Here is a 24,637-nt window from a genome sequence, read left to right as displayed (position 1 = left end):
CTTTCACGCCGGGTGCGTCGCGCGGGACGAGCACCATCGAGTGCCGGCCGTGCCGGGGGCGTCCGGGTTGCTGAGACCCATGACGATCAGTACCGCGCAGTCGGGATGACCGATGCCGGTCGTCCACCACTTCCGGCCGTCGAGCACCACCTCGTCGCCGTCGAGCACGGCGGTCAGCTGCATGTTCGTCGCGTCCGAGGACGCCACCGCGGGCTCGGTCATCGCGAACGCCGACCGGATCCGCCCGTCGAGCAGGGGCTCGAGCCAGCGCTCCCGCTGCTCCGGCGAGCCGTAGCGCAGCAGCACCTCGGCATTGCCGGAATCCGGCGCGTTGCAGTTGAAGACGAAGGGCGCGAGGGCCGACCAGCCGGTCGCCTCGGCGACGGGGGCGTAGTCCAGGTTACTCAGGCCCATGCCGTCGCGGGTGCCGAACCGCTCCGCGTACGGGCCTGCGTGCTCCGCCGGCAGGAACAGGTTCCACAGCCCCAGCTTCCGGGCCTTGCGCTGCAGCTCGCGCACCTCGTCGGGCACGTGCCACAGGTCGGCTCCGGTGCCGTGTCGGCGCACCTCGCCCGCCCGGTCGTGCAGGTGCCGCTCGACGGGGGCGATCTCGGCCTCGACGAAGGCGCGAACCGCCTCGGTCAGTTCGGCGGCCCGGGGGGAGGGACTGAAATCCATGACTTCAGCCTAGGCAGCCACACCGGAATTAATTGATCGTACGCGACAAGCATTTGATTCTGCGCGACACCCTCAGGGCCGGTTCCGGGCCTCCCGCCGCAACTGCGAAGGCGTCCGTCCCCACCACCGCTTCGCACACCGGGTCAGCACCGCCTGTTCCGCGAACCCCACCAGGTTGCTCACCTGCGCCAAGGGCATGGTCGTGGTGGTGAGGTACGACCGAGCCCGCGCCCGGCGTACCGAGTCCAGCACCGCCCCGAACGAGGTCTCCTCCGCGGCGAGCTGCCGCTGGAGCGTACGGGGATGCACCGCCAGCACGCTCGCAACGTCCGCAAGGTCGGTCGGCCCGGTCCCCAGCGACTGGTCGAGGACCGCCCGTACCCGCGACGTCACCGCCTTGCCCGACTCCGGCGACTGCCTCGACAGGAAGGCCATCGCCAGGCTCCGTACGGTCGCGTCGACCCCGTCCAGCGTGCGTGACAGCAGGCTCGACGGCATCCGCAGCACCGCCACGCTGCGGCCGAAGCGCACGCGCGCGCCGAACGCCTCCTCGTACCGCCGCCGGGGTGCGACCGGCTCGTGCGGCAGGTCGACGGACTTCAGCCCGTACGGGCCGCCGGCGAGGAACATCACCGTACGGTGCAGGAACAGCACCGTCATGTCCGTCGCCTGCGGCAGCGGCCGCCGCCCGGGAAACGCGTAGCGCAGGGCGACCACACCACGGGCCCCCTCCGGATCCTCGACGACCGCGACGCTGTGATCGCGGGCATGCACGAACAGGTAGCGCGAGGTGCACTCCAAGGCGTCGGCCACCGACGGCGAATGCTGGATCGCGACCGCCAGCGGCCCGAGCAGGCCGAGGTCCTGGACCTGGCCCACGCGCAACCCGAGATCGGGGCAGCCGAGGCCGGTGGCCGCCACCTCGAGCACAGCCGCCAGCTTCGAGTCCTCCACCAGCAGCTCGTCGGTGTCCAGGGCCTCGACCGGCAGTCCCACCCGCCGCGCACAGCCGACGGCGTCCCCGCCGAGCGACTCGACGACCTGCCGGAACTTCTGCAGACCGGCGGAGCGGACCAGGGACATCCCTCCAGGCTGGCCCCACGGCCCCCCGGAATCAACTCACCCGGCGGTGGCCGCGCTGGAGAGGGTGATCTCGGTGCCGGAGGCGCCGGTCTCGATGGCGAAGGCGGGGATGCCGTTGCGGGCGAGCCACAGCCCGCGCCCACCCACCGCATGGATTTCCGGACGCCGGGGCCGGTGGTACTCGGCGGGTATGCCGGCGCCCTCGTCCGTGATCCGGCAGTGCAGGCGGTCGGTGGAGAGCCACAGTTCGAGCCGTCCCCGCCCGCCTCCGTGGCGTACGGCGTTGGTGGTGATCTCGTTGACCGCCACGACGAACCTGTACAGGTCCAGATCCGCCAAGCCGTTGCTCTGCGCGCAGCGCTCCACCTCACGGCGCAGCGTCACCAGGGTCCCCGTGTCGAAGTCGCGGTCGAGCAGTGGCGAGGCGGACGGTTGCTCGGGAGCGGGGGAGTCAGCCACGGTGGGCTCCGGGGTCGGGTGGTGGGCCGGGGTGCCGGCGTGCGGCGAGGAGGCAGGTGTCGTCGTCGGGGTTGGCGCGGCGCAGCTCCCTGAGCAGGTCCTCCAGGGGCTGCCCGCCCGGTACGCCGGTGACGCGGCGCAGGACGCTCAGGACGGGGGCCAGCCCCTCGTCGAGCGTGTGCGACCGGTGTTCGATGAGGCCGTCGGTGTAGAGCAGCAGCACGTCGCCGGGTTCGAGGTGGGTGACCGAGCTGTGGTACTCGGCGCCGCGGAGGGCCCCCAGCAGCGGTCCCCGGCGCCGGGGGAGTTCGGTGACGGTGCCCGCCCGGGCATGCAGCGGTGCCGGGTGGCCGGCCTGCGCCCACGTCAACTCGTGGGTGCCGGGGTCGTAGCGGGCGATGACCGCGGTGGCGGTGCCGGTCTCGGCGTCACCGGCGTAGAGCAGCCTGTTGAGATGCGCCAGGAGGACCGCGGGGTCGGAGGTGGTGGTGACGGCGAGAGCGGCCATCGCGTGGCGCAGCTGGGCCATGGTGGCCGCGGCCTTGAGACCGTGACCGGCGACGTCGCCGACGGCCAGCACGATGCGGCCGTCACCGGCGGTCGCGGCGTGGTACCAGTCGCCGCCGACCCGGCTGGCCTGCTCCGCCGGGAGATACCGGACGGCCGCGCGCAGTCCGGGCAGGTCGATCGGGGCGTCCGGGATGGGCAGGACGATGTGCTGCAACCGGGCGGCGAGGCGGTGTTCGGCCGCCAGGCTCTCCTGGTGCTCGCGCAGCTGCTGCTGCACCTCGGCCAGCTTGAGGCGGCTCGTCTCGCGGGCGGTGACGTCCTGGATGATCCCGTACACCTTCACCGGCCTGCCGTCGGCGTCGCGGACGGCGTCGATGACGGCTCTCAGGTGCTTGATCGTGCCGTTGATGACGGTGCGGGCGGTGAGGTCGATGGTCTCGCCCCGCCCGAACGCCTCCATGGCCTGCCGCCGCAGCGGCTCGTCCTCGGGCAGGCCGAGCGCGTCGGACTCCTCCCGGGGCAGCGGCCCCTGCGCGGGGTCGCGTTCATAGATGCGGTACATCTCGTCGGACCACACCGTCGCGTCGGTGACCAGGTCCCACTCGCCCCAGCCCAGATTGCCCAGCCGTTCGGTCTGCGCGATGCGCTCGGCCAGCCGGGTCTGTTCGTCGGCGCGGGACCAGGTGGTGATCAGGCCCGGCCCGACCGGCCGGACCCGCACGGACAGGTGCGGCATCGCATGCCGGTCCTCCTGGTGGAACGCGGTCGCTCCGCCGACCTGGCGGTGCCGGCCGTCGCCCAGTGCGTCGGACCAGGCCCGCCAGACCGGTCCGCCGACGACCGCGGGGAACACCTCGCTGACCTGCCGGCCGATCAGGTGCGGGCCGGTGCGGCCCGACCGGTCCGAGACGGTACGGCTGACCGCGACGATCTCGTAGTCCGCGATGTCTCCGGCCTCGTCGCGGAGCGCGGTGACCACGATGTACTCCCCGGGCACGGTGTCGAGCACCTGCTGCACGACGCCGGTCCAGTCGTCCCGGGGCGTGGGGGAGGGTCGCGACCGGGAGCGGGGCCGCGCCTCCCGGGGCGCCCGGGCCACTCGCAGGACCTCCTCGGCACTGCGGTGCAGTCGTCCCGAGGGCGTGGTCTCCTGGGTCTCGAGGACGGCGAGCACGCCGGAGGCGACCGCGGCGACCTCCCGGTCCTGCTGGCCGGCGAGGTGCCGCAGGTGCGCGTGGGCCTCGTCGATGCGGCAGCCGATCCGTCCGGCGAGCAGCCCGGCGGCTCGCTCGCACACGACGTCGGAGCTCAGTGTGGCCTCGCTCACCTGGGCCTCGAGCTCGGCCAGGCGCTGCAGGTACCCGGGGTCCGCCTCGGTCGCCATGCCGGCCCTCAGCCGCCGGCGAGGGCCCGGCGCGGCCGCTCGCCCATCACGGGTCCTCGGAGGGGTCGGCCAGGCCGAACGCCTCCAGCAGGCCGGACATCCACAGCTGGTCGAGGACCTTGGCGGTGGGGTTCGCGACGCGGAAGCCGGCTCCGCCCTCCTCCGCCGCCTTCATGGCCCGCACGAGCAGGCCGATGCCGGAGGAGTCCAGGAAGGTGACGTCGGCGAGGTCGACCTGCACGGCGGCCGGGCGGCCCCGGTGGATCGCCTCCTGCACCGCCCCGGCGACCTGCGACGCATTGGTGAAGTCCAGATCACCCCGCAGGAACACAGTGAGCCGGCCGTCGGCATCGGTGTCCACCGAGATCGTCCGCACGCATCCCACCCTTCTGCGCGTCGCTGGGGCCCACGCTACGCCGCCGGGGGCGCCGCGAGGAGGTACCGATCGGTTACAAGGGGCCTCCGCCAAGTGACGGTCTAGGCTGCGTGCGTGGCGCCTACCGAACCGATGACCGACGAGGAGCGTCTGCGTCGTATCACCGCCATCACCGATGCGTCGCTGTCGGACCTGCACGTCGCGGAGCTGCTCGACGAGCTGCTGGACCGCGCGCGGGAACTGCTCACCGTCGACACCGCCGTCATCCTGCTGGTCGACGGTCACACCAACGAGATGGTCGCGACCGCGGCCAAGGGCCTGGAGGAAGAGGTACGGCGCAGCTTTCGCATCGGCGTCGGCCAGGGCTTCGCCGGGAGCGTGGCGGCCGGCCGGCGACCGGTGATCATCAACGACGTGACGCCGGACAGCGTCATCAATCCGTTGCTGATCGACAAGGGCCTCCGGTCCCTGCTCGGCGTGCCGATGATCGTCGGCGGTCAGCTCGTCGGCGTCCTGCACGTCGGCACGCTCACGCCACGGCAGTTCGGTCAGGACGACATCCAGCTGCTGCAACTCGTCGCGGACCGGGCCGGGCAGGCCGCTCAGACCCGGCTGCAGATCCTCGACCGGCAGGCGGCGCTGGCCCTGCAACGCAGCCTGCTGCCCAGCCGGCTGCCCGCGCTGCCGGGCCTCGACCTCGCGGCCCGGTACCTGCCCGGGCACGACCTGGGCATCGGCGGCGACTGGTACGACGTCTTCGAGCTCCCGGGTGGCTGGGTGGGCGCCGTCATCGGTGACGTCTCCGGCCACGGGCTGCCCTCCGCGGTCGTCATGGGCCGCATCCGGAGTGCCCTGCGGGCGTACGCGCTGATCATCGACGACCCCGCAGAGGTGCTCACCGCGCTCGACCGCAAGATCCACCACTTCGAGGCCGGATCGCTCACGACCGCCATGTACGCCCTCATCGCCCCGGACCGGGCGACGATGCACCTCTCGTCGGCGGGGCACCTGCTGCCGATGCTGGCGGTTCCGGGTGAGCCCGCGAGACTCGTGGACATCCGCGTCGACCGGCCGCTGGGAGTCGGGAACCCGCCCGCCGTCCGCCGCACCACCGTCGTACCCATCCCGCCGGGCGCGGCCCTCGTCTTCTACACCGACGGGCTCGTGGAACGCCGTGGCGAGGTGATCGACGTCGGCATCGACCGGCTCGCCCTCGCCGCCGAGTCCGGACCGGCCGAGGCCATGTGCGACCACCTCCTCGCCATCGACGCCGGTCACGATCCCATGGACGACATCGCCCTGCTGGTGGTGCGCCGCCTCGCCGGACTAGCGGTCACGGGCGCTCAAGAAGGCGGCGAAGCCGCCGATTGTCTCTGACGGCGGCTCCGACGCCGCGAAAGGAGGCGACGTGCTCAAGCAGCATAAGGAAGCGACGCAGCAGCTCACCGACCTGCTGCAGACAGCGCGTAAGTCGCTGGGCCTCGGCGTCGCTTTCCTCACCCGGATGGACGGCGAGATCCAGCACCTGGAGGCCGTCGAGTCCACGATCCCGAACGTGTTCCGCCCCGGCATGTCCCAGCCGCAGGAGTCCTCGTTCTGCCAGGCGATCATGGACGGGCGGCTCCCGCCGGTGATGGCGGACGTCACCGTGCACCCGGAGGCCATGCACCTCCCCGGGGCGCAGGTGCCGTGGCTGCGCAGCTTCGTCTCGGTGCCGGTGGTGCTCAGCGACGGAACCGTGTACGGCACCTTCTGTGCCGCCGGCTTCGACTCGAACCCCGCGCTCACCCCCCGGGACCGGGCCCTGATGGACGTGCTGTCGCACGCCGCCTCCATGATCATCGAGCCGACCCTGCGGGAGCACGTGCGCCAGGCGGAGATCGCCGGGCGGCTCGGCCCCATCCTCGACGCCGGCGGGCCCGTCGTCCTGCTCCAGCCGATCGTCGACCTGGCGAGCCGGCGCCGGGTGGGCGCGGAGGCGCTGAGCCGCTTCCCCCAGGAGTGGAATCTGCCGCCGGACCGCTGCTTCGCCGACGCGCACACCATCGGCGAGGGCCACCGGCTCGAGCTGCTGGCCCTGCGCCGGGCCGCGGAGCACCTCGACCGCGTGGCGCACTACGTGACCATGAACGTCTCGCCGGCGACGCTGCTGACCCGGGCCTGCAGCCGGCTGCTCGAGCGCTTTCCGCTGGAGCGGGTCGTGCTCGAGCTCTCCGAGCACGAGCCGGTCGAGGACTACGACGCCCTCAAGGCCGTGCTGGCCCCGCTGCGGGCCCGCGGCATGCGGCTGGCGATCGACGACGTGGGCGCCGGGTTCTCGTCGCTGCGGCACATCGTGGTCACCCAGCCGGACGTCATCAAGCTGGACCGCAGCATCGTCACGGGCATCGGCGCCGACCCGGTGCTGAGCGTGGTGACCCACTCCCTGGTCGACCTGGCCCGGGCCACGGGGGCCACCGTGGTCGCGGAGGGCGTGGAGACCGAGTGCGACGCCGCCGCCCTCGCGGCGGTCGGGGTCGACCTCGGTCAGGGCTGGCTCTTCGGCCCGGCGATCAGCCCGGAGGAACTGCGCGAGGAGTACGCGACGCAGCCGGCGAAGGTGCCCGCGTGACCGGGGCGGCTCAGGAGGGCTGGTAGCCGGCGTACGTCTTGGCGACCGAACGCACGAACGCGTCGACGTCGCGGTCCTCGACGAACGTCGCCAGCGCCGTGTCGATCTCGGTGCTGCGCGCGGGGTCGACCGTGACGCCGTGGGTCGCCGACCCCACCACCACCGTGGCCGGATCCTGCCAGGCCGCCAGCGCCGTGGCCAGGTAGTCGCTGTACTTCGCCCGGTCGGTGTCGAGCCGGGCCGGCAGCGACCCCTTCTTCACACTGAGCGCCTCCTGGCCCTCGAGCGACGCGCACGCGGTGAGCCACTTCTCCGCCGCGCTCCGGTGCGGGGCACCCTTGGGCAGCGTGAACGCGTCGGACAGGAAGTTGAACACGCCGCTGGTGCCCGGGGAGGCCACCGCACCGTAGTCCGTCCCGTACCTGAGGCCCTTGGCCCGGCCCAGGTAGGCGTCGGCCCAGTCGCCCATCACGGTGTAGGCGGCGTCGCCGGCGATCATCCTGTCCAGCGTCGACTGCCAGTCACCGCCGAACGTCTTGATGTTCGATGCCGCGAGGACCTTGGCGAACACCTCGAAGGCCGCCCGTACGTCCTTGCCGAGCCAATTCGTCTTACCGTTCCAGAGTCCGGTGTACTTCTCGGGTCCCAATTCGCCGAGCAGCACGTTCTCCAGCAGATGTTTCTGGGTCCAGCCGGGGCCGATCGACAACGGCGTGATGTTCTTCGCCTTCAATTTCGCCGCGATCGTCAGGAACTCCGACCAGGTGGCCGGCGGTTTCGTGATGCCGGCGGCGCTCAGCGTCCGGACGTTGAACCACAGCACGTTCGAGCGGTGAATCGTCACCGGTACGGAATAGATCTTCCCGCCGATGGTGGTGGCGTCCAGCAGCGCCTGCGGGAACAGCTTCCGCCAGCCGTTCCGCTCGTACATGGCCGTGAGGTCCTCGACCTTGCCGGCCTTGATGTCGCTGGTCTGCTCCAGCCCGGCGTGGATCTGGTAGGAGTCGGGCGGATCACCCGCCGCCAGGCGGCTGGCGAGCACGGCCCGCGCATTGATCCCGGCACCACCCGCGACGGCGGCGTTCACGAATTCGATGGTCGGATTGTTCTGCTGGAAATACGCGATGAGAGCCTCGTAGCCCTCTTTCTCGCCGGGCCCGTCCCACCACGAGAAGACCTCGACCTTGTCGTCGGGGCGCTCCGACCCGCCGTCCTCGGTGCCGTTCCCGCACGCCGATACGAGGGCCAGAAGAAGGACCAGGGCCACGCTGAGCGGGCCGCGTCGGCGCCCGGGCATGGCACCACCCTTCCGAGGACGAGGACCGGCCGGCGAACTCAGCATAGTGGCCCCCTTCCGCGGTGATCAGCTATTCGCTTGATTGGCGGCGCGCGCGACCGATGGGAGGAGAGTCCGCAGTCGGTGATGCGTATCCGGGGGGAGGCGCCCGTGTCGAGCAGGCTGCTGCGCGGGGTCACGCACCCGAAGCAGGCCTTCGCCGACCTTCGGATCAACACCAAGATCGTGAGTGTCGCCCTCGTGGTGGCCTCGGTGTTCGCGATGGTCGGGGTCGTCGGTCTGCTCCGGATCAAGGACCTGGCGGCGCAACAGGACTACCAGTACCAGACCAACGTGCTGGCCCTGTCCCACATGACCGACGCCCGCTCCGCCGTCGGCACCCAGCTCGAGGCGACCGTCTCCCACATCTTGTCCGAGCCGGGTTTCTACCGGCGCCAGTACGAGACGATGATCGCGACGACGGACGATCGGCTCGACGTCGACCTGGCGGAGCTGCGCCGGCTCGACCTCGCCCGGCCGGAGAAGCGGGCCCTCGAGGCGTTCGGATCGCTACTGGACCTGTGGCGCACCGCCCGCGACACCGCGCTCGACGCCAGCCGCAGCGGCGACCGGCAGAAGGCGACCACGATCCTCCTGGTGCAGTCCGAGGCGGTGGCACGGTCGGTGAAAACCCGCGCCGACGCCGTGCTAAGCCAGCTCGTCGATTCCGTGGCCGCGGGCGCCCGCGAGTCCCTGTCCAGCAGCCGGGCCACCGAGCGGCTGATGCTGCTGTCGCTGGTAGCCGGCGCGCTGGTCGCCGTCACCCTGTCGATCCTGGCGGCGCGGACGCTGTCCCGGCCGCTGCGGGAGGCCGTCGACGTGTTGACCGCGGTGGGCCGGGGCGACTTCAACCGCCGGCTCACCGTCCGGGGCAACGACGAGGTCGGGCAGATGGGTCACGCGTTGAACACGGCCCTCGTGGCGCTGCGCGATGCCTTCGCGGGACTCAAGCACCAGGCGTACCACGACAACCTCACGGGGCTGCCCAACCGGGCCCTGCTCCGGGACCTGCTCACCGATGCGTTCGCCCGCAGCGGCCCGGGCGCCCACCTGGCCCTCATCCTCGTCGACCTCGACGGGTTCAAGGAGATCAACGACCTGTACGGCCACGGCGTCGGTGACGTCCTGCTGGTCGCCGTCGCCGAACGGCTGCGCGACGGCCTCCAGCGCCCCGACGACACGGCCGCCCGCCTCGGGGGCGACGAGTTCGCGGTCCTGCTCGACGGGTTCGCCAAGCCCGGCGACGCGTACGCGGTGGCGGACCGCCTGCTCACGAGCATCGGGGAACCGCTCGTGCTCCCCGAGGTGGAGCTGCGGCCCCGGGCCAGCATCGGCGTGGCGCTGTGGAACGGCCACACCGACATCGACGCCCTGATCCGCGACGCCGACGTGGCGATGTACGCCGCCAAGGCGCAAGGCAAGAACACCGTCGTGCGGTTCGACCAGTTGAAGGCGATGACATGAGGCTACGTGCAGCGGTTGCGGCGACTCTGGTCGTTCTCGCCGGCACCACGGGGTGCTCCGGCGGCTCGCCGGCGGTGGAGTCGGGGTGCGAGGCGTTCGCCGGCTACCTCGGCCACTCAGGCACGTCGGTGTCGATGTTCTCGGCGATCCGCGGCCTCGGCGTCCAGCAGGCCGACCAGTCGTGGGAGCGGTTCGAGGACTGCACCGGCATCGACATCCGGTTCGAGGGCTCGGCGGAGTTCGAGCCCGAGCTCCGGCGGCGGGTCCAGCAGGGCGCCGCTCCGGACCTGGCGGTCATTCCGCAACCCGGGCTGCTCGCCGACCTGGCCCGGGCGGGCGCGGTCAAGCCGGCCCCGGCGACGGTACGCGAGAACGTCGCGAAGTGGTTCTCGCCCGACTGGAGCCGATACGGCACCGTCGACAACGTCCTCTACGCCGCGCCCTACACCGCCAACATCAAGTCGTACGTCTGGTACTCGCCCAAGATGTTCCGCGCGCGCGGCTATGACGTACCCAAGACCTGGGCCGAGATGATCTCCCTCAGCGACCGGATCGCGGCCGACGGCATGAAGCCCTGGTGCCTCGGGATCGCGTCGGGCGCGGCGACCGGCTGGCCGGTGACCGACTGGCTGGAGGACGTGATGCTGCGCCAGTTCGGTGCGGACGTCTACGACCAGTGGGTGGAGCACGAGATCCCGTTCGACGACCCCCGGGTGGCCGCCGCGCTGGACCGCATCGGGCGGATCCTGCGCAACCCGGCGTACATCAACGGCAGCGCCAAGAGCGTTGTCTCCACCTCCTTCGACCAGGCCGGTCTGCCGATCCTGGACGGCAAATGCGCGATGCACCGGCAGGCGTCGTTCTACGCCGACCTGTGGCCCAAGAGCGCCACCATCGCCCCCGACGGTGACATCTTCGCCTTCGTCCTGCCGCCGATCGACCCGGCCAAGGGCCGGCAGATCCTGGTGGCGGGCGAGTTCGTGGGTGCGTTCGCCGACCGGCCCGAGGTGCAGGCCGTGGCCGCGTACCTGTCGACCCCGGAGTGGGCGAACGAGCGGGCCAAGTTCGGTGGTGCGGTCAGTGCCAACAAGGGTTTCGACCCGGCGAACACCCGCACCTCCGTCGACAAGCTCTCCGCCGGCGTCCTCACCGACGGCTCGGTGACGATTCGGTTCGACGGCTCGGACATGATGCCGGCGACGGTGGGAGCCGGTACGTTCTGGACCGGCATGACCCAGTGGATCAAGGGCGCGGACACCGGGACGACGCTGCGGCGCATCGAGGACTCCTGGCCGAAGTGAGGCCGGCCGGGCGAGACACGTAGATCCCAGGCGTACGTGCGGGCACGGATGCGGCCGCCCGGTGACTCCTGGAGCCTTCTCAGGCGTGAAGAAGCTTCTGACAAGTGCACTGATGCTCGCGGTTCTCGCGCTCGCCGGATGTGGCGCCTCCCACGACGACCCGCAGCCTCCGGCCGCCGCGCCGCCGGGCGCGACAGCCGATGCCGAAACTGGCACCGAGGCGGAGGCCGCGGAGCCGGTGGGCGGCTACGAGGACGAGGCGTACGCGTGCGGGCTGCTCACCCGTGCCGACATGGAGACCCTCTTCGGCGGGCCGGTCGGCGAACCGCAGCCCAACGGCATCGGGAGCTCGCGGTTCTGCCAGTGGAAGGACGGCTCGGGCGAGTCGTGGGTGTATCTCGAGCTGGCGAAGCCGTCGAACGGCGCCGCCAAGGAGTACGCGACGGTCCGGAAGGTCCGGCCCGAGGCCAGGGACGTGAGCGGCATCGGGGACAAGGCGTACTCGTACTACCACCGCGGCCAGACCGAGGTGAAGGTGCTCGACGGCGACCTGTACGTCACCGTGGCGGTGCAGTACCTCAAGGGCCGGACCCTCACCCCGCAGGCCGACGTCGCCCGGGTGACCACGCTGGCCCGGCAGGTGGTCGGCCGGATGTAGCGCCGGCCACGGCAACCTTTCCGCTCCCGGCTCCGGTCCGGAGCTGCACCCCTGGGCTTCGAGACTCGTCTGGACAAGCTCGGGGCTCGCCTTCCGCCCCGCGACGGCCACCGTCGCGGGCGGTTCGGTATTGGTACGGACCATCCGGTGTTCGTCTCTGTCCCGCCCCCTGACCGTTCAGGCCGAGGAGCGTACGCCGATGACGACACCGCGAATTCGATTCTTGCTGGTCGCGGCCCTTGCCGCTGTGCTGACCATCACCGGTACACCCATTCCCACGTCGGCCGCGGTGCCCCAGGTTGCGCAGCAGTGGGCCTCGCTGATGCACCACAGCCTCACCCCGTCCGCCGCGTACGTCCGGGTGCGCACCACGCTCGCCGCTCAGCGGGCCTCCCTCCGGACCCAGTCCGCCCGGGTCAGCAAGGGCCGGGAGGCGCACACCGCCGCCCAGGCCGAGCTGACCACGGCCGTGGCCGCCGACGCTGCCGCCCGTACCAGCTATGCCGTCGCCCGCGAGGGACTGACCAGCGCTCGCAACAGGCTGACCCTGGTGTCGCAGCAGCGGCCGCGCAGCGGCGTCGTGGTGGCCGGGGCGAAGGGTGCCGTCACCGCCGCGGTGCAGTCCGCGAGCACCCGCAGTGTCCAGGCGCGCAAGACCGCCGTGGCGCTGAAGGCGGCGCAGTCCTCCGCCCGGACCGCCACCGTGACCCTCGACCGGGTGGTCGCCGCGTACCAGCGCCTCACGACGGCGATCCGGACCAACCAGCAGCGGCTCATCGCGCTCGACAAGTCCGCCGAGTTCGCCGGGCAGGCCGCGGCCATCAGCCGGGACGTCGTCACCGACGTGCGGACCCGGTTCACCGTCGCGGACACCACCACGGTCAACGGCATCACCGTGCACAAGAGCGTCGCGTTCACGTTCCGGCGGATGCTCGCCGACGCGAAGGCCGACGGGATCGTCCTCTCCGGCGGCGGGTTCCGGACCAAGCAGCAGCAGATCAAGCTGCGGAAGGTCAACGGCTGCCCGGACGTCTGGACCGCGCCGGCCTCCTCGTGCCGGGTGCCGACGGCGATTCCCGGCCGGTCGCTGCACGAGCTCGGCCTGGCCATCGACATCAGCTCCGAGGGAAGGACGATCGGCCGCGACAGCGCCGCGTTCCGGTGGCTGGCCGCCAACGCCGGCCGGTACGGGTTCGTGAACCTGCCCTCCGAGGCCTGGCACTGGTCGATCACCGGCGGCTGACGGCTCCCCAGGGGCAACCCGCGCACTACCGATCGGTGAACGCCCGATGATGGGATGGATTTCGTGACTTCTCGTGATGGCCAGACAGGTGGCACCCCGGCGCGTCCCGACGTGTGGCGGTGGGCCTGGGTCGTCTGGACGGTGGGCGCTCTGGTGCCCCTCGCCGGCTACTACGTGGTTCCCGCCGTCGGTGCGCCCGGGCTGCAGACGTGGCTCTACTGCCTGATCAGCGGGTCGGCGTCGGTCGCGATCGTGGCGGGCATCCGCCGGCACCGGCCACAGCTCTCCTCGGTCTGGTGGCTGCTCGCCGCCGGCCAGGTGATGTACCTGAGCGGCGACATCACCTACTACATCGCCTCGCAGAACGACTCCAGCTACCCGCCGCTGGCGAACGTCCTCTACCTGGGCCAGTACGTGCTCGTCGCCGCCGCCCTGGTGCGGCTGAGCCGGAAGCGTTCCCCGGAACGCAACCTCGCCGCGCTGGTCGACACCGCGATCCTCGCGATCGGCGTCGGGGTGCTGTGGTGGGTCTTCCTCATCCACCCGACGGTCACCACCCCGGGCATCGGCACGCTGGACCGGGTCGCGGCCACCGCGTACCCGGTGATGGACCTGTGCGTGCTGACCGTGGCCATCCGCATGCTGCTCAGCGGCGGGGCCCGCCAGCCGGCCTACCAGCTGCTACTGGCCTTCCTCGGCCTCACCCTGCTCGCCGACACCACCTACGGCCTGCTCACCCTGATGGGCTCGTTCACCGACGGCGGCTGGCCCGACGCGATCTGGATGCTCAGCTACATCGCGCTCGGGGCGGCGGGCCTGCACCCGTCGATGCGGCGCACGGCGGACCCGGCGGAGACCCGCTCGGGCGCCACGTCGTACCGGCTCGTGCTGCTCGGGATCGCCACCTCGATGGCCCCTGCCGTCCTCGTGGTGCAGAACCTGCGGGGTGCCGCCAGCTCCGACCTCATGGTGGTCGGCGCATCGGCGGCGCTGTTCCTGCTCGTCCTGCTCCGGATGGCCGGGCTGATCGCGGCGCAGCGGCGGCTGGCGATCACCGACGCCCTCACCGGCCTCTACACCCGCCGCTTCCTGTCGGAGCAGCTGCGCGTCGAGATCGACCGGGCGTCCCGGCACGGCGGCTCGTTCGCGCTGCTGCTTCTCGACGTGGACCACTTCAAGCGCGTCAACGACACGCACGGGCACCCCGCGGGCGATCAGGTCCTCGTCGAGGTCGCCCGCCGGCTGCGGAGCACCTGCCGCGGCAGCGACGTGGTGGCCCGCTTCGGCGGCGAGGAGTTCGCCGTCCTGGCCACCGCCACCGACCAGGAGGATCTGGCCGTCCTGGCCGAACGCATCCGGACCCGGATGAAGGAGGCGCCGGTGCTGGTCGACGGCCGTACGCCCGTCGTGGTCACCGTGTCGATCGGTGGTGCCGCCTCCGGGTCGCCGCACGTGGTCGCGGCCGACAAGCTCGTCAACGCCGCCGACGCCGCCCTCTACGCGGCCAAGCGCGGTGGCCGCGACCGCGTGGTGATCGCCGACCCGGCCGTCCGGACGCAGCCGGCCCCGGCCGTCCCGGACGAGCTGGTGGAGCTCGACCAGAGCATCCAGGACTGGGCCACGATCGTGGCCGAGGTCGCCCGCCGGCGCCCGGACGCGGTGCCGGTTCCGGCCAGCGCGGTGACCGGCGTCTGCGCCGCGTGGGCCGTCCTGCGGATGCCCGGTCCGGGACACCCGGGACTGCCGGTGGACCAGGCCCGTGCCGAACTGAGCCGCGGCAGCGGGCGGCAGTTTCCCGCCCACGTCGTGGAGGCGTTCCTCGCGCTGGAGACCGGCGGGGTGGTCGGCGACCCCAAGCCGGCCCTGGACATCGCGACGGCGACCGCACCGGTAGCCGTCTGACGCACTGGTCAAAAAACTTCTGAGAAATTCGGGCCGCCCTGTCGATCGGGGCGGCCCGTTTTCGTAGCCCTGGTGAGAGGCCGGCACCGAGCCGGTTGCCGAACCACCGGAGGGCACGATGACCACCACCGCGAAGACGACCCGCGCCGCCGACTCGAGCCTCGCCGCGCTGATCGGGACCGGGATCGCCGCCGCAGCGGCCGCCTGCGCCGCGACCATGACCGTCGCCGCCACCGGCCGGGCCGCCGGCCTCAGCCTGGACGTCGGCGGGGCCCCGATCCCGCTGTCCGGGTTCGGCGTGCTGACGGCGATCTGCTCGATCATCGGCCTGGCCCTGGCCGCGGTCCTCGCGCGCACGGTCCGCGCCCCGCGCCGCGCCTTCGTCCGTACGACGGTGGTGCTGACGGTCCTGTCGCTGGTCCCGGACGTGCTCGCGGACGCCGCCGTCGGCACCAAGGCGCTGCTGATGCTCACCCACCTGATCGCCGCCGCCATCGTGATCCCCGCCGTCGCGCGCCGCCTGCCGGCCTGACCGGTACCGCTGTCACCCCGCTTCTGCCACCATTTCACCCGTCCACTTCATCGGAGGAACGTCATGAAGCAGTACCTGCTCGCCGTACACATGGTCGAGGGCCAGCCGACCCCGTCGGAAGAGGAGATGCAGACCCTCTACGGCCAGGTCGACGTGGTCAACCGCGAGTTGCAGGCGGCCGGAGCCTGGGTCTTCGGCGGAGGTCTCCTGCCGGCGGAGGCCGCCACCGTCGTCCGGTCGGAGAACGGCCGGACCACCATGACCGACGGACCGTTCGCCGAGACCAAGGAACAGCTCGGCGGGTTCTGGGTCCTGCGCTGCGAGGATCTCGACCAGGCGCTGGCCTGGGCGGCCAAGTGCGCGGAGGCCTGCATGGGGCCGGTCGAGGTGCGGCCCTTCCAGGACGAACCCGAGAGCTGACCGCGGACCGGCACACCGACATGGACCTCGACGGCGTCTACCGCGCGGAGTACGGCCGCTGCGTGGCCACGCTCGTCCGCCTCCTCGGCGACATCAACGTCGCCGAGGAGGCCGTCCAGGACGCCTTCGCGGTGGCCCTGGAGAAGTGGGAGACCCTGCCGCCGAACCCGGGCGCCTGGATCGTGACCACCGCCCGCAACCGTGCCGTCGACCGGCTGCGCCGTGAGTCGACCCGTGAGGCACGGCACGCCCAAGCACTGCTGCTGCATCAGCCGGACGAGCCTCGGGAGGTGGGACCCGTGCGGGACGACCAGCTCCGGCTCATCTTCACCTGCTGCCACCCGGCGCTCGCCGCCGACGCGCGGACCGCCCTCACGCTGCGCCTGCTCGGCGGGCTCGAGGTGCCGGAGATCGCGCGGGCCTACCTCGTGCCGGAGGCCACCGTCGCCCAGCGCATCGTGCGCGCCAAGAAGAAGATCCGCGACGCCGGCATTCCGTACCGGGTGCCGGCGGCCGAGGAGCTTCCGGATCGCCTGCCGCCGGTCCTGACGGTGCTCTATCTGATGTTCAACGAGGGCTACGCGGCCACGTCGGGGTCGCTCATCCGTACGGACCTGTGCGCCGAGGCCGTCCGGCTGGCCCGGGAGCTGGCCGCCTTGATGCCCGACGAGCCCGAGGTGCTCGGCCTGCTCGCCCTGCTGCTGCTCACCGAGGCCCGCCGGCCCGCCCGGCTCGGCCCGGCCGGCGAGCTGGTGCTGCTGCCGGACCAGGACCGGTCGCTGTGGAACAAGGCGCTCATCGCCGAGGGGCACGACCTGGTCCGCCGCTGCCTGCGGCGCAACCGGCGGGGTCCGTACCAGATCCAGGCGGCGATCAACGCCGTGCACACCGACGGCGCCGCCACCGACTGGTCCCAGGTCCTGGCGCTCTACGACCAGCTCCAGGCCGTGGCGCCGACGCCGGTGGTCGCGCTCAACCGCGCGGTGGCGGTCGCCGAGGTGCACGGGCCGGCGGTGGCCCTGGCCACCCTGGAGGGCGTCGAGCTGCCGGGCTACCACCTGCTTCCGGCCACCCGGGCCGACCTGCTGGCGCGGCTCGGCCGCAGAGCGGAGGCCGCGGCCGCCTACGACGAGGCGATCGCACTGGCCGGCACCGGGACCGAACGGGCCTTCCTCCGCGGCCGTCGTGCCGGGCTCGACGCAGCGGCCGACTAAACATCCTTAGCTTTCCCGATCAACGGCACACGCCGCCGGGAGACGATCTACCCTTGACCCGAACGTGAGGATCACGGCGCCGGATGCGGCGCCGATCCGGTTGCGATGGAGCCGTTGCGGCGCCCGTGAAGGTCTGACCATTGTGACCCGGGGAGCTGCCCCCCGCCGTCGCGCTGACCTGTGGACTATGGGAAGGGTGGCGTATCCGTGGGGGATCTGGACGGCGTCCTCGCACGCCGGACTCTTCTGAGGACCGCCGTGGCCGCCGTGGTCGGCACGTCCGCCGTCCCGCTGCTCGGAGCCTGCGACAACGGGTCCGGGACGGGAGCGGCCGCCGACTATTTCGGAGGCGCGGGCGCCCAGCCGCTCGACGTTGTCATCTTCAACGGCGGCTTCGGCGAGGACTACGCCAAGGCCCACGAGGCGATGTTCGTGCAGCGGTTTCCGGGTACCAAGGTGACCCACACCGCCACCAAGACGATCCACGACGACCTGCAGCCGCGGTTCGCCGCCGGCACGCCGCCGGACGTGATGAACAACGACGGGGCGGACGCGTTCGTGATCGGCACGCTCGTCAACGAGGGCGCCCTGTGCGACCTCACCGAGCTGCTCCAGGCGCCGAGCCTGGACGACCCGGGCGCCAAGGTCGGCGACGCGCTGGTGCCCGGCACGGTCGCCGCCGGCACCTTCAACGGCAAGCTCTACTCGATGAACTACGCGTTCACCGTCTTCGGCTTGTTCCGGGACGCCTCGCTGTGGGACCGCCAGGGCTGGCAGCCACCGAAGACCTGGGACGAGTTCATGGCGCTCGCGCCGAAGATCAAGGCCGCGGGCGTGGCGCCGTGGGCGCACGCGGGCCAGTATCCGTACTACATGGGCTGGCCCATCGCCGACTGGATCCAGAAGATCGGCGGGCGGGAGGCCGCCATGAAGATCGACAACCTGGAGCCGAACGCCTGGCGCCAGGATGCGGTGCAGACCGCCATCTCCATGGTCATCGAGATGGTCCGGAAGGGGTACGTGCTGGCGGGCAGCGACAAGCTCTCGCACACCGAATCCCAGCAGGCCCTCATCGACGGCAAGGCCGCCCTTCTGCCGTGCGGCACCTGGCTCGAGAACGAGATGAAGGACACGCTGCCCGCCGAGGTGAAGCTGACGATCGCTCCGGTGTGGAGCGCCGCCGCCGGCGACAAGATGCCCTACGAGACGGTACGCGCGTCGGCGGCCGGCGCGTTCGTGGTGCCGACGAAGGCCGTCAACAAGGCCGGTGGCCTGGAATACCTGCGCATCATGCTGTCGCGTCCGGCCGCGCAGAAGTTCTCCGAGCTGACCCGGTCACTGTCCTGCGTGGCCGGGGCCGCCGACGCGGTCACCGGTTCCGCCGGGCTCACCTCGGCCGCGGCGGTCATGAAGCAGGCCGGTACGAACACCATCAGCTGGCGGTTCAGCGACTGGTACGGAGACCTCGACAAGGCCTGGCAGGCGGCCATCGCCGAGGTGATGTCCGGCGCTCTGACGACTCCCGCGACGTTCTCGGCCAAGCTCCAGCGGGCCGCCGACGCCGTCGCCAAGGACTCCTCCATCACGAAGTTCACCCGGGACGAATAGCCCCCGACCAGCCGGATCCGACTACGCCTGGAGGTCACGGTGCGGCCCTTCCATCACGCGATGAAGCGGAGCAGCGGCGCGCCGGCGTCCGCGCCGCCGCGCGGGCGCTGGCGCTGGCGCTGGACGATCGGCCGGCGGCTGCTCGCCGGTTTCGCCGTGGCGCTGGTGCTGCTGACGGCTGTCGGCGGCATCTCGTACTACAACACCACACGGCTGCGTTCCAACGAGAGCGCCGTGACGCATGCCCGCTCGGTGATGGACGACCTGCAGGCGCTGGGTGTCACGCTCTCGCGGGCCGAGAACGGCGAGCGCGGCTACCTCATCACGAACGACCAGGACTCGCTCGCGCCGTTCGACGCCGCCCGCCGATCGGTCGACGACCTCATCGCCCGCGTCGCGGCGTCGACGCACTCCGACCTGGTGCAGCGCAACCTCATCCGGGAGCTGCGGCCGCTGGTCGACGCGCGGTTCGCGCTCATGTCACGGATCATCGAGGCCCGCCGCGGCCAGGGGCTGGCCGCCGCGAGCGCGCTCGAGGCCACGGACCTGGGTCAGCAGCTCATGAGCGGGGTCGAGACCGTCGTGGGGAAGATGTTGGCCGCCCAGCGTGCGGTGGTCGCGAAGCGGCAGGACGCCTCCGCCGCGGCCGCCACCAGCACCGCCTCGGTGGTCCTCGGCGGTACGGCGCTGGCGCTCGTGTCGCTGGTGCTCCTGGCGCTGTGGCTCACGCGGGGCATCACCACGCCGATCAACGAGCTGTCGCGCCGCATCGACGACATCGCCAACGGCGACGGCGACCTGACCCGGCGGGTCGACGAGACCCGCCGCGACGAGGTCGGCGACCTGGCCCGACGGTTCAACCGGTTCGTCGACGGCATCGCCAACCTGGTGCGCGACATCGCCGAGTCGGCGACCAGCGCCGCCGCCGCCGCGCAGGAGCTCTCGACCGTGAGCAACGAGATGTCGCAGAGCGCCCGGCAGGCCCATCAGGAGGCGGAGTCGGCGGCCTCGGCGGCCGAAGAGGTGTCGCGCAGCGTGCACACGGTCGCCGAGGGCACCGAGGAGATGACCGCCTCCGTCGGCGACATCGCCCGCAGCGCGGCGAACGCCAGCGCGGCCGGTCGCACGGCCGTGTCCCGGTCCGAGGATGCGACCGGCACCGTGACGAAGCTGGGCGAGTCGTCCGCGGCCATCACCGATGTCGTGGCAATCATCAACGGGATCGCCGAACAGACGAACCTCCTCGCCCTCAACGCCACGATCGAGGCGGCCAGGGCCGGCGAGGCCGGCCGGGGCTTCGGGATCGTCGCCGGGGAGGTCAAGGACCTGGCTCAGGAGACCGCGAAGGCGACGGAGGACATCACCCGCCGGATCACCGCCATCCAGACTGAGGTGCACCGGGCCGTGTCGGCCATCTCGGTGACCGGCGAGGTCATCGGCGAGGTCAACAAGCATCAGGGAACGATCGCCGACGCGGTCCAGGCGCAGAGCAGCACCACCGAGGGCATGGGACGGCACATCGCCGAGGCCGCGGCGGGCACCGGCCGCATCGCCGACAACGTCCGCCTCATCGCGCACACCACGCAGGCGACCGCCGAGGGGATCGGGCAGGTACGGACCTCCGCCGACGAACTCGCCATGGTCTCGGAACGCCTGCAGACCATGGTCGGCCGGTTCCGCGTGGACGCCGGGCTGCCGGGGTCCCGGTAGCTCAGGGCCCCGTGGTGGGCGGCGGACCGGTGGGCCGGGGGCCGCTCGGCGGGGTGCCGCCCGGTGCGCCGGACGGTGCGCCGTCGCCGGTCAGCTGGCCTCCGCCCGGGGCTGTGGTCGCGTCGACGGCGACGTCGAGCGAGACGGTGTAACCGCTGCCCGGGTCCCCGGCCACCACGCCGAGCTGGTGGGCGGCGGAGTCGTCGCCGAACACGTTGTCGCCCGACAGGCTGACCTGGGCGAGGTTGGTGACCGAGGCCTCGTAGCCGGACTGGTGGTAGACCTTGTCGCAGGCGTCCTTCGGCAGGGCGACCTGGGAGGTGGCGACGGCCTTCGCAGGGTCCGTGATGTCGTCCTGGACCCGGTAGACCTCGAAGTGGATGTGCGGCCAGCGCCCGCTGTAGCAGGCCGGGAAGATGCTCGTGAAGCGCACCCGCCCGTCCGTGTCGGCGATCTGCACGCCGCGCAGGTAGTTCTGGTCCTGGATGCCCTCGGAGTACAGCGAGTAGCGGCCCGCCCGGTCGCAGTGCCACACGTACACCGCCGCCCCGGCGAAGGGCTGACCGCGGTTGGCGAGGTCGAGCAGGGTGAGCTCGAGCTTCATGGGAACGCCCTCGGCCGTGCCGCTCGCCGTACCGAAACTGGACCGGATGTCGGCGCGGACGACCCCGCTCTGCTCGAGCACGTCCGGGCCGTTGGACCCGTCGCCGGGATACGGGCCGGCGGTCTCGTCCGGGATCTCGCCCAGCGGCACCGGCGAGAACGACTTCCCCGGGGTGCTGCGGACGGTGGGCCGGTCGTCGTCGGTGCAGCCGGCCAGGCCGAGGGTGGCGGCGCCGAGGCCGAGCGCCCGCAGGAGCTGCCGGCGGTCGATCAGGGTGCCCAGGTCGAAGCCCAGGCCCTGGTCGGTGAGCTCCTCGCCCGGCCGGGCGAGTGGGCGCCCCTCGTAGCTCTGCGGCATGCATGACTCCCGTCGTGACGACTCCCCAGAGCCACCTTCGCAGACCGCGGGGTGCCTTATTGGCTGTTAGCACCAAAGTCAGACCTTTGCTGCGCGCCGAAGCTGCCGATCATTAAGACGTATTCCCAAGCTTTCCCGAAAAGCCCTGGAGTTGTGTCGTGCGGTATTTCCGTGACGTGAGCGTCGGCAAGCGGCTGGCGTTCTCCTTCTGCGTCCTGACCGTGCTCATCCTGGCGGCCGCGGGTGCCGGCTGGTGGGGCCTGCGCCAGCAGGACGACGCCCAGCGGCGGCTGGCCGCCATGGAGCAGGTCCGCGACGACGTGCAGCTGATGAAGTACTACGCGGCGGACGTCACCGGGTGGCAGGGCCTCGTGGTCGCCGACGCCGGCGCGTTCGGGTACGCATATGCCACCGGCGCCGACGGCTACAACCGCCAGGGCGAGCTGAAGTCGAAGGCCTCCATCTACGCCACGTACGCGGCGGCGCACACCGCCGACATGACCCCGGCCGAGCAGGCCAAGTTCGCCGAGCTCAAGCCCGCCTGGGACGACTTCTTCAAGTGGGACGACACCCTTATGGAGTGGCTGAAGCCGGACACCCAGGAGGCCCGGGCCAAGGCGATGAAGAGCATCAACGGCGGCGAGGCGGCCGACTCGTACGGCGCGGTCCTGGACATCACCGCCGAGCTGGAGAAGTCGGTCGACACGCGGGTCGCGTCCCTGCGGAAGGAGGCGGCCAAGGCGCGGGTCGCCAGCCTGACGGTGCTCGGCGTGGCACTGGCGGTGGCCCTGTTGCTGGCGGTGCTGCTGAGCATTCTGGTCACCCGGTCCGTCGTACGCCCGCTCTCGGTCGTCGTCTCGGCGCTGCACCGGCTCGCCCAGCGTGACCTGACCGCGCAGGCCGACGTCCGCTCCAAGGACGAGATGGGCCGGCTCGGTGAGGCGCTCAACTCCACCGCGGCCGCCCTGCGCGAGACCGTGTCGACCATCGCCGGGCACGCCGGCACCCTGTCGGCCGCCTCGGAGGAGCTGTCCGCCGTGTCGACGGAGATCGCCGCCTCCGCGGAGGAGGCCGACGCTCAGGCCAACGTGGTGACCGGCGCCGCCGACCAGGTGTCCGGCAACGTCAACACGCTGGCGGCCGGCAGCGAGGAGATGGGCCTGTCGATCCAGGAGATCGCCCGCAACGCCGGCGAGGCCGCTCGCACCGCCGCCGAGGCGGTGACGGCCGCCCGGGACACCACCACGACGGTCGGCAAGCTGGGCACGTCCTCGGCGGAGATCGGCGACGTGGTCAAGGTGATCACGGCGATCGCGGAGCAGACCAACCTGCTGGCGCTCAACGCCACCATCGAGGCCGCCCGCGCCGGTGAGATGGGCAAGGGCTTCGCAGTGGTCGCCGGCGAGGTCAAGGACCTGGCCCAGGAGACCGCGAAGGCCACCGAGGACATCGCCCGCCGGGTGCAGTCCATCCAGGCGGACACGGACAGCGCGGTGGGTGCGATCGGCCGGATCAGCGACGTGATCGGCCGGATCAGCGACTCGCAGAACCTCATCGCGGCCGCCGTGGAGGAGCAGACCGCGACGGCCTCCGAGATGAGCCGCAACGTCGCCGAGGCGGCGTCCGGCAGCCGGGAGATCGCCGACAACATGGCCGGCGTCGCCGTCGCCGTCCGTACCACCGCGACCGGCGTCACCCAGGCTCAGCAGGCCTCCACCGACCTGGCCCGGATGAGCAACGAGCTGCACACGCTCGTCGCCGGCTTCCAGATCTGACCCGGCCGGGATAAGGGGCCACCCGGCCGGGTGGCCCCTTATCCCGTGTAGCCGGCGAAGATGCGGCTGAACTCGTACGCCGCCTGCGGGATGTTCGTGCACATGTAGAGCGCGCCGGTGCAAGCGTTGCGGTCGCGGGTCAGCTCCCAGAAGGACAGCATGCCGAGGTGCTTGCCCTGGGCGAAGGACACCATCTGGCGGGCGTCGTTCTGGTCGTAGACGTGGCCGTCGTCGTTCTGCCCGAGCATCGGGGTGACCCCGACCATCTTCCAGACCTGGGCGTCGGTCCGGCCCGGATACAGGGACTTCAGCTGGCCGAAGGTCGAGTTCGCCGCCTGTACGGCCAGATCGCCGTAGTCCCCGGCCCGGTAGTAGTCCATGGCCATGACGTTCACCAGATCGACGGCCACGCCGGCGTCCCGGGCGGAGCGGACCACGTTGAGCCCGTCCGCGGTGAGGCCCTCCGGCAGTACGGGCAGGGTGAGCGAGATCCGCAGGCTGGGGTTGGCGCGCTGCAACCCGGCGAGCGCCTGCGACCGGCGGTTGACGGACGTGGGGTCCGCGGAGGCCGCCCCCTCGATGTCGAGATCGATGTACTTGAGGCCGTACGCGCTGACCACCGCCTGGTACTCGGCCTGCAGGGCGGCCACGCTGGTGCACGACTGGGCCAGCTCGATGCCGGTGGCGCCGCCGAAGGAGATCTTCACGTCCCCGCCGCGGGCCCGGACGGCGTCGATCTGGTCCCTGGCCCACCCGGCCCGGGGGTCGTACGCGTTGAACCACATGGCCTTGCACCCGGACGCGGTGATGAACGCGAGCGTGACGTTCTTCAGGTTCCCGCTGCTCACCATGGACGCCAGCGACGGGGTGGGCCAGGCGCCCATGTCCACGTACGGCGCGGTGGCCAGCCCGGCCGTCGTGGGGGGCGGCACGGTCGGCGGGGTCGTGGGCGGTGTGGTGGGCGGGGTGCCGCCGTCGCAGGCGCCGAGGTCACGCCAGAGCGACGGGGCGGCGACGGGGTTCCAGCCCGCGCCCGGCGGCGGGGTGTGCGCCACGAGGGCCTGGTAGAGCCGTCCGCCGTAGGTGACCTGGGCGCCCGCCGCGTACGCGGTGCCTTCCGCCCAGGCCGGGGCGGAGCATGCCACGAGAACCGAGGCGCCGCTGCCGGTCGCCGCGAAACTGGCCGGCGCCGTCATCATCGCCGCTGCCACGGTGGCTGCTCCCGCCACCAGCGCCACCCACCGGTGCAAGGGTCTCATCGCTCCTCCTGAGGCTCGTTTCATGGAGCCTCGTCGATGGAAAGACTTATTGTCAACACTCTTTAACATTTCGTTGGCGAGCGCGGGGAGCTACCGCTCGGTAACGGAGATGGGTAGCGTCGTGGCGGTAGCCGTACCCGGGTCAAGGGGGTA

Annotated in this window: 21 protein-coding genes; 13 read left to right on the top strand and 8 right to left on the bottom strand. The window is 71.7% G+C overall.

Translation table 11 applies throughout. From position 1 onward, the window contains the following. Positions 1-3: 3 nt before the first annotated feature. The 5 genes from AB0368_RS27670 to AB0368_RS27650 all read right to left on the bottom strand — a co-directional run bounded on the left by AB0368_RS27670 (position 4) and on the right by AB0368_RS27650 (position 4,490). Positions 4-678 (bottom strand): acyl-CoA dehydrogenase family protein, encoded by a 675-nt coding sequence (locus AB0368_RS27670; RefSeq protein ID WP_366156900.1) that lies wholly within the window; start codon positions 676-678, stop codon positions 4-6. Positions 679-750: 72 nt separating this feature from the next. Then, on the bottom strand, positions 751-1,761 hold the full coding sequence (locus tag AB0368_RS27665; RefSeq protein WP_366156899.1) for an AraC family transcriptional regulator: 1,011 nt from the start codon (positions 1,759-1,761) through the stop codon (positions 751-753). Positions 1,762-1,797: 36 nt separating this feature from the next. Further along, the gene (locus AB0368_RS27660) at positions 1,798-2,220 is read right to left on the bottom strand and encodes an ATP-binding protein (RefSeq protein WP_366156898.1); all 423 of its coding nucleotides are present in this window, start codon (positions 2,218-2,220) and stop codon (positions 1,798-1,800) included. Further along, complete coding sequence (locus AB0368_RS27655) at positions 2,213-4,114, bottom strand: SpoIIE family protein phosphatase (RefSeq protein WP_366156897.1); 1,902 nt, start codon at positions 4,112-4,114, stop codon at positions 2,213-2,215. The genes AB0368_RS27660 and AB0368_RS27655 overlap by 8 nt, the downstream gene beginning before the upstream one ends. 46 nt (positions 4,115-4,160) lie before the next feature. Then, positions 4,161-4,490, bottom strand: coding sequence for an STAS domain-containing protein (locus AB0368_RS27650; RefSeq protein WP_366156896.1), 330 nt, complete (start codon positions 4,488-4,490; stop codon positions 4,161-4,163). 114 nt (positions 4,491-4,604) lie between these two features. Here AB0368_RS27650 and AB0368_RS27645 point away from each other — a divergent pair, with 114 nt between their 5' ends. Both AB0368_RS27645 and AB0368_RS27640 read left to right on the top strand, forming a co-directional pair. Further along, on the top strand, positions 4,605-5,867 hold the full coding sequence (locus tag AB0368_RS27645; RefSeq protein ID WP_366156895.1) for a GAF domain-containing SpoIIE family protein phosphatase: 1,263 nt from the start codon (positions 4,605-4,607) through the stop codon (positions 5,865-5,867). A gap of 31 nt (positions 5,868-5,898) precedes the next feature. Further along, positions 5,899-7,101, top strand: a complete 1,203-nt coding sequence (locus AB0368_RS27640) for an EAL domain-containing protein (RefSeq protein WP_366156894.1) — start codon at positions 5,899-5,901, stop codon at positions 7,099-7,101. A 10-nt stretch (positions 7,102-7,111) separates the two neighbouring features. On the opposite strand, the gene AB0368_RS27635 is transcribed toward AB0368_RS27640, so the two are convergent. Next, positions 7,112-8,398: an ABC transporter substrate-binding protein gene (locus AB0368_RS27635; protein ID WP_366156893.1), complete on the bottom strand. Its 1,287-nt coding sequence runs from the start codon at positions 8,396-8,398 to the stop codon at positions 7,112-7,114. Between the two features lie 150 nt (positions 8,399-8,548). On the opposite strand from AB0368_RS27635, the gene AB0368_RS27630 reads away from it, so the two are divergent. From AB0368_RS27630 to AB0368_RS27585, 10 genes are all read left to right on the top strand, one after another. After that, positions 8,549-9,901, top strand: coding sequence for a diguanylate cyclase (locus tag AB0368_RS27630; protein ID WP_366156892.1), 1,353 nt, complete (start codon positions 8,549-8,551; stop codon positions 9,899-9,901). Beyond that, entirely contained in the window at positions 9,898-11,202 is a 1,305-nt protein-coding gene (locus tag AB0368_RS27625; protein WP_366156891.1) for an ABC transporter substrate-binding protein, read from the top strand. Before AB0368_RS27630 ends, AB0368_RS27625 begins: the two co-directional genes overlap by 4 nt. 85 nt (positions 11,203-11,287) lie before the next feature. Then, the gene (locus AB0368_RS27620; RefSeq protein ID WP_366156890.1) at positions 11,288-11,860 is read left to right on the top strand and encodes a DUF3558 family protein; all 573 of its coding nucleotides are present in this window, start codon (positions 11,288-11,290) and stop codon (positions 11,858-11,860) included. 199 nt (positions 11,861-12,059) lie between these two features. Beyond that, positions 12,060-13,103, top strand: coding sequence for a M15 family metallopeptidase (locus AB0368_RS27615; protein ID WP_366156889.1), 1,044 nt, complete (start codon positions 12,060-12,062; stop codon positions 13,101-13,103). Positions 13,104-13,166: 63 nt separating this feature from the next. Beyond that, positions 13,167-15,005, top strand: coding sequence for a GGDEF domain-containing protein (locus tag AB0368_RS27610; RefSeq protein ID WP_366156888.1), 1,839 nt, complete (start codon positions 13,167-13,169; stop codon positions 15,003-15,005). 118 nt (positions 15,006-15,123) lie between these two features. Next, on the top strand, positions 15,124-15,537 hold the full coding sequence (locus AB0368_RS27605; protein WP_366156887.1) for a DUF6069 family protein: 414 nt from the start codon (positions 15,124-15,126) through the stop codon (positions 15,535-15,537). A 63-nt stretch (positions 15,538-15,600) separates the two neighbouring features. Next, positions 15,601-15,957: a YciI family protein gene (locus tag AB0368_RS27600; protein WP_366156886.1), complete on the top strand. Its 357-nt coding sequence runs from the start codon at positions 15,601-15,603 to the stop codon at positions 15,955-15,957. Positions 15,958-15,977: 20 nt separating this feature from the next. Further along, positions 15,978-17,171 (top strand): sigma-70 family RNA polymerase sigma factor, encoded by a 1,194-nt coding sequence (locus tag AB0368_RS27595; protein ID WP_366156885.1) that lies wholly within the window; start codon positions 15,978-15,980, stop codon positions 17,169-17,171. Between the two features lie 207 nt (positions 17,172-17,378). Then, positions 17,379-18,779 (top strand): N-acetylglucosamine/diacetylchitobiose ABC transporter substrate-binding protein, encoded by a 1,401-nt coding sequence (gene ngcE, locus AB0368_RS27590; RefSeq protein ID WP_366156884.1) that lies wholly within the window; start codon positions 17,379-17,381, stop codon positions 18,777-18,779. Between the two features lie 60 nt (positions 18,780-18,839). Next, on the top strand, positions 18,840-20,489 hold the full coding sequence (locus AB0368_RS27585; protein ID WP_366156883.1) for a methyl-accepting chemotaxis protein: 1,650 nt from the start codon (positions 18,840-18,842) through the stop codon (positions 20,487-20,489). A gap of 1 nt (position 20,490) precedes the next feature. Here AB0368_RS27585 and AB0368_RS27580 read toward each other — a convergent pair whose 3' ends face one another. Next, positions 20,491-21,450 carry a 3,4-dioxygenase subunit beta gene (locus AB0368_RS27580; protein ID WP_366156882.1) on the bottom strand — a complete coding sequence of 320 codons (960 nt, stop codon included), beginning with the start codon at positions 21,448-21,450 and terminating at the stop codon, positions 20,491-20,493. A 158-nt stretch (positions 21,451-21,608) separates the two neighbouring features. Here AB0368_RS27580 and AB0368_RS27575 point away from each other — a divergent pair, with 158 nt between their 5' ends. Next, a complete protein-coding gene (locus tag AB0368_RS27575; protein WP_366156881.1) occupies positions 21,609-23,225 on the top strand; it encodes a methyl-accepting chemotaxis protein in 1,617 nt (538 codons plus the stop codon). Positions 23,226-23,263: 38 nt separating this feature from the next. Here AB0368_RS27575 and AB0368_RS27570 read toward each other — a convergent pair whose 3' ends face one another. Next, positions 23,264-24,484 carry a carbohydrate-binding protein gene (locus tag AB0368_RS27570; protein WP_366156880.1) on the bottom strand — a complete coding sequence of 407 codons (1,221 nt, stop codon included), beginning with the start codon at positions 24,482-24,484 and terminating at the stop codon, positions 23,264-23,266. Positions 24,485-24,637: the final 153 nt, after the last annotated feature.

It is taken from the genome of Actinoplanes sp. NPDC051475 (genome assembly GCF_040689425.1).
Lineage (GTDB): Bacteria > Actinomycetota > Actinomycetes > Mycobacteriales > Micromonosporaceae > Actinoplanes.
This window is presented reverse-complemented; position numbering and strand designations above follow the sequence as displayed.